Annotated in this window: 2 protein-coding genes and 1 pseudogene; all 3 read left to right on the forward strand. The window is 53.6% G+C overall.

Annotated features, from left to right (window positions below; genetic code table 11):
- The coding region (locus STRDD11_RS12115) for a phosphoribosylformylglycinamidine synthase (protein WP_241209456.1) at positions 1 to 3,424 on the forward strand (3,424 nt) is incomplete at its 5' end.
- Between the two features lie 132 nt (positions 3,425 to 3,556).
- On the forward strand, positions 3,557 to 4,996 hold the full coding sequence (gene purF / locus STRDD11_RS12120; protein WP_128837518.1) for an amidophosphoribosyltransferase: 1,440 nt from the start codon (positions 3,557 to 3,559) through the stop codon (positions 4,994 to 4,996).
- Positions 4,997 to 5,054: 58 nt separating this feature from the next.
- Positions 5,055 to 5,335, forward strand: a pseudogene (locus tag STRDD11_RS12125) (phosphoribosylformylglycinamidine cyclo-ligase); the annotation flags it as partial.

Here is a 5,335-nt window from a genome sequence, read left to right on the forward strand (position 1 = left end):
GGCCCTCTTTTTGCTGGGGGCCGGGACAGATGTGCAGGTCAAAACAGCCCAGCTCTATCTGGTCAACAGCGATGTGAGCGAGCCAGACTTTGCGGCCATTCAGAAATACCTGCTCAATCCGGTTGATTCTCGTTTGAAGGATATTGAAAAACCAATCGAGCTGGAGCAGTTCTCAGAATCTGACAAGACCATTCCGGTGCTGGACTTTTTCAGAGACTATAAAGAAGCGGACTTTGCGGCTTATAAAAAGGAGCAGGGGCTGGCTATGGAAGTGGCGGACTTGCTCTTTATTCAGGACTATTTCAAGTCGCTGGGCCGTTTTCCGACGGAGACCGAGCTCAAGGTGCTGGACACTTACTGGTCTGACCACTGCCGGCATACGACGTTTGAGACCGAGCTGCGGCAGATTGATTTTTCGGCTTCTAAGTTTCAAGAGCAGCTGCAGACCACCTATGACAAGTATCTGGCTATGCGAAAGGAGCTGGGCCGTGAGGACAGGCCGCAGACCCTCATGGATATGGCGACAATTTTCGGCCGCTATGAGCGGGCCAAGGGCCGCTTGGCTGATTTAGAAGTATCCGATGAAATCAATGCCTGCTCGGTGGAGATTGAGGTTGATGTCAACGGCGTCAAAGAGCCTTGGCTTCTTATGTTTAAAAATGAAACCCACAACCATCCGACAGAAATCGAGCCTTTCGGCGGAGCGGCAACCTGTATCGGCGGGGCGATTCGCGATCCGCTGTCAGGGCGTTCTTATGTTTACCAGGCTATGCGGATTTCTGGGGCCGGCGATATTAGCCAGCCGATTGCTGAAACCCGTCCGGGCAAGCTTCCTCAGCAGGTTATCTCTAAGACGGCGGCCCACGGCTATTCCTCCTATGGCAATCAGATTGGTCTTGCGACGACTTATGTCCGTGAGTATTTCCACCCGGGCTTTGTCGCTAAGCGCATGGAGCTGGGAGCGGTAGTCGGTGCGGCGCCTAAGGAAAATGTCGTCCGTGAAAAGCCTGCAGCAGGTGATTTGGTCATCTTGCTGGGAGGCAAGACCGGCCGGGACGGTGTCGGCGGAGCGACCGGATCTTCCAAGGTACAGACGGCAGAGTCGGTAGAGACAGCAGGGGCAGAGGTCCAAAAAGGGAATGCCATTGAGGAGCGCAAGATTCAGCGGCTCTTCCGCGATGGCAATGTGACCCGCCTCATTAAGAAATCAAACGACTTCGGAGCTGGCGGGGTCTGTGTGGCTATCGGAGAATTGGCCGACGGTCTGGAAATCGATCTGGACAAGGTGCCGCTTAAGTATCAGGGCCTAAACGGGACGGAAATCGCGATTTCTGAGTCGCAGGAGCGGATGGCCGTTGTGGTCCGTCCGGAAGACGCAGAGCAATTTATCGCCGCAGCAGCCAAGGAAAATATCTTGGCAGTCGTGGTGGCAAGGGTGACAGACAAGCCAAATCTGGTCATGCACTGGAATGGTCAAACCATTGTAGACATCGAGCGCAGCTTCTTAGACACCAATGGCGTGCGCGTGGTGGTGGATGCACAGGTGGTAGATGATGAAGCAGTTCTGCCGGGACAGGTGACAACGTCCGCAGAGACCTTGGAGCGCGACCTCAAAGAACTGCTTGGTAATCTCAATCATGCCAGCCAAAAGGGGCTGCAGACCATTTTTGACAGCTCAGTCGGCCGCTCAACTGTCAATCATCCAATCGGCGGCCGCTACCAAATCACGCCGACTGAGGCTTCAGTGCAGAAGCTTCCAGTGGAGCACGGCAAGACAGAGACAGTCTCCGTCATGGCTCAGGGTTATAATCCTTATCTGGCGGCCTGGTCGCCTTACCATGGCGCGGCCTATGCAGTGATTGAAGCGACAGCCCGCTTGGTGGCTGCCGGGGCTGACTGGGACAAGGCCCGCTTCTCTTATCAGGAATACTTCGAGCGCATGGACAAGGAAGCATCCCGCTTTGGCAAGCCAGTGGCCGCCTTGCTGGGCTCTATTGAAGCGCAGCTTCAGCTGGGGCTGCCCTCTATCGGCGGCAAGGACTCCATGAGCGGAACCTTTGAGGAATTAACCGTACCGCCGACTCTGGTGGCCTTTGGGGTGACGACTTCCACTGCGGAGCGCATTCTGTCGCCAGAATTCAAGGCGGCCGGCGACTGCCTCTACTACCTGCCGGGTCAGGTCTTGGCTCAGGACATTGATTTTGACTTGATCAAGGGCAACTTTGAGCGCTTTGCGGCCATTCAGGCGGAACATGAGATAACAGCTGCAGCGGCGGTTAAATACGGCGGTTTGGCAGAAAGTCTGGCTCTGATGAGCTTTGGAAACCGAATCGGAGCTCAGGTGCAGGTGGCTGACTTGTCTTCAGTCCTGCAGGCGCAGCTGGGCGGCTTTGTCTTTACCAGTCCGGAGCAGGCTATTCCAGGCGCTGTCAAAATCGGTCAGACCAAGTCTGACTTTTCCCTGACGGTCAATGATGTTCAGCTTCAGGGTGCTCAGCTTCTGGCCAGCTTTGAAGGCCGGCTGGAGCCAATCTATCCAACAACATTTAAGCAGGAGACCATCATCGAGGAAGTGCCGGCTGTAGTGTCTGACACAGTTGTCAAGGCTAAAGAGACGGTTGCAGAGCCGCTGGTCTATATCCCCGTCTTTCCGGGGACCAACTCCGAGTATGACTCAGCTAAGGCCTTTGAGGCAGCTGGAGCCAAGGTCGATCTAGTTCCGTTCGTTACTTTAGATGAAGCAGCCATTGTCAAGTCCGTTGACACCATGGTTGACAACATTGTCAAGGCCAATATCATCTTCTTTGCAGGCGGCTTCTCTGCTGCCGACGAGCCCGATGGCTCCGCTAAGTTCATCGTCAACATCCTGCTCAATGAAAAGGTCAAGGCAGCCATTGATGCTTTCATTGCTCGCGGCGGTCTCATCATTGGGATCTGCAATGGATTTCAGGCTTTGGTCAAGTCCGGTCTGCTGCCTTACGGCAATTTTGAAGCAGCTGGTGAAAACAGTCCGACCCTCTTTTACAATGATGCCAATCAGCACGTTGCTAAAGTGGTGGAAACCCGTATTGCCAATACCAATTCGCCTTGGCTGACTGGTGTGCAGGTGGGGGATATTCATGCTATTCCGGTCTCTCATGGTGAAGGGAAGTTTGTCGTCACCGTAGAGGAATTTGCCCAGCTGCGTGACAAGGGCCAAATCTGGAGCCAGTATGTGGACTTCGAGGGCAGGCCAAGCATGGACAGCCGCTACAATCCAAATGGTTCTGTCTATGCTATTGAAGGAATTTGCAGTGAAAATGGCCAAATCATCGGGAAGATGGGTCATTCTGAACGCTATGAGGACGGTCTTTTCCAAAATATTCCGGGTCAGAAGGATCAGCAATTATTTGAAAGCGCCGTTCGTTATTTTACAGGAAAATAAGAAATGCTCCTCATGAAGAGGGCGTTCCATAAAAAAGCGGTCGATGCATACAGCTTCTGAGACTGGGAGGGCCTTAGCCGGCAGCGGCTGGCTTCTCTCTGGTTTTAAACAGTAAAGAATATAGGGTTAATCATGACATACGAAGTAAAGTCACTCAATGAAGAGTGCGGTATTTTTGGGATTTGGGGCCATCCACAGGCTGCTCAGGTCACGTATTTTGGGCTGCACAGTCTGCAGCACCGCGGTCAGGAAGGGGCGGGCATTCTCTCCAATGACCACGGGCAGCTGAAACGCTACCGTGATTTGGGTCTGGTTTCAGAGGTTTTTAAACATCCGGCAGATTTGGAGAATCTGACAGGGGAGGCAGCTATCGGCCATGTGCGCTATGCGACAGCCGGCGGCGCTTCTATCAACAATGTCCAGCCTTTCTTTTTCAGCTTTTATGATATGCAGCTGGGTCTGGCCCACAATGGCAATCTGACCAATGCCCATTCGCTGAGGCGGGAGCTGGAGGAGCAGGGTTCCATTTTTGCCAGCTCTTCGGACACAGAAATTCTCATGCACCTGATTCGCCACAGCAGGCAGGACACTTTTCTCGCTAAGCTCAAGGAATCCCTGAATCGGGTCAAGGGCGGCTTTGCCTATCTGGTCATGGGTGAGGACAAGCTCTATGCAGCGCTGGATCCCAATGGTTTTCGGCCCTTGTCCATCGGCCGTATGAAAAATGGGGCCTGGGTGGTGTCCAGTGAGACCTGTGCTTTTGAGGTTGTCGGAGCTGAATGGGTCCGTGATTTGAAGCCGGGAGAGCTGGTCATTATCGATGATGAGGGCATTGTTTACGACCGCTATACGGATGACACCCAGCTGGCTATCTGCTCCATGGAGTATGTTTACTTTGCCCGGCCGGACAGTGTCATTCATGGCGTCAATGTCCATGCGGCCCGCAAGCGGATGGGCCGCCGCTTGGCGCAGGAATTTCAGCACGAGGCGGATATTGTAGTCGGAGTGCCCAATTCGTCACTCTCTGCGGCTTCTGGCTTTTCCGAAGAATCCGGCCTGCCCAATGAAATGGGGCTGATTAAAAATCAGTATATCCAGCGGACCTTTATCCAGCCGACGCAGGAACTGCGGGAGCAGGGAGTTCGGATGAAGCTATCAGCTGTTTCCAGCATTGTCAAGGACAAGCGCGTGGTCATGGTAGATGACTCCATCGTACGGGGAACGACCAGCCGCCGCATCGTTCAGCTGCTGCGGGATGCCGGGGCGGCCGAGGTTCACGTGGCGATTGGCAGTCCAGAGCTCAAATACCCTTGCTTTTACGGTATTGATATTCAGAACCGTCGGGAGCTCATCTCGGCCAATCATACGGTAGAGGAAGTCTGTGAGATTATCGGGGCAGACAGTCTGACCTATCTGTCTCTGGAGGGCCTCATTGAGTCGGTCGGCATTGAGACCGATGCGCCCAACGGCGGTCTTTGCGTAGCCTATTTTGACGGGGAATATCCTACTCCGCTTTATGACTATGAGGAGCGCTATCTGGAGAGTTTGAAAGAACAGACCAGTTTTTATTGAAACGAGTTGACGAGGGCTGTCACAATCTTTTGCAGAAAGAAACATAAGGAATGAAATGATGACAAATAAAAATGCATACGCTCAGTCCGGTGTGGACGTTGAAGCGGGATATGAAGTGGTTGAGCGGATTAAAAAGCATGTGAAAAAGACGGAGCGTGCAGGTGTTCTGGGCGCTCTGGGCGGCTTTGGCGGCATGTTCGACCTGTCGGCGCTGGATGTCAAGGAGCCGGTGCTCATTTCCGGGACGGATGGGGTCGGGACCAAGCTCATGCTGGCCATCCAGTACGACAAGCACGATACCATCGGTCAGGATTGCGTGGCCATGTGTGTCAACGACAT

The organism is Streptococcus sp. DD11 (genome assembly GCF_001578865.1).
Lineage (GTDB): Bacteria > Bacillota > Bacilli > Lactobacillales > Streptococcaceae > Streptococcus > Streptococcus panodentis.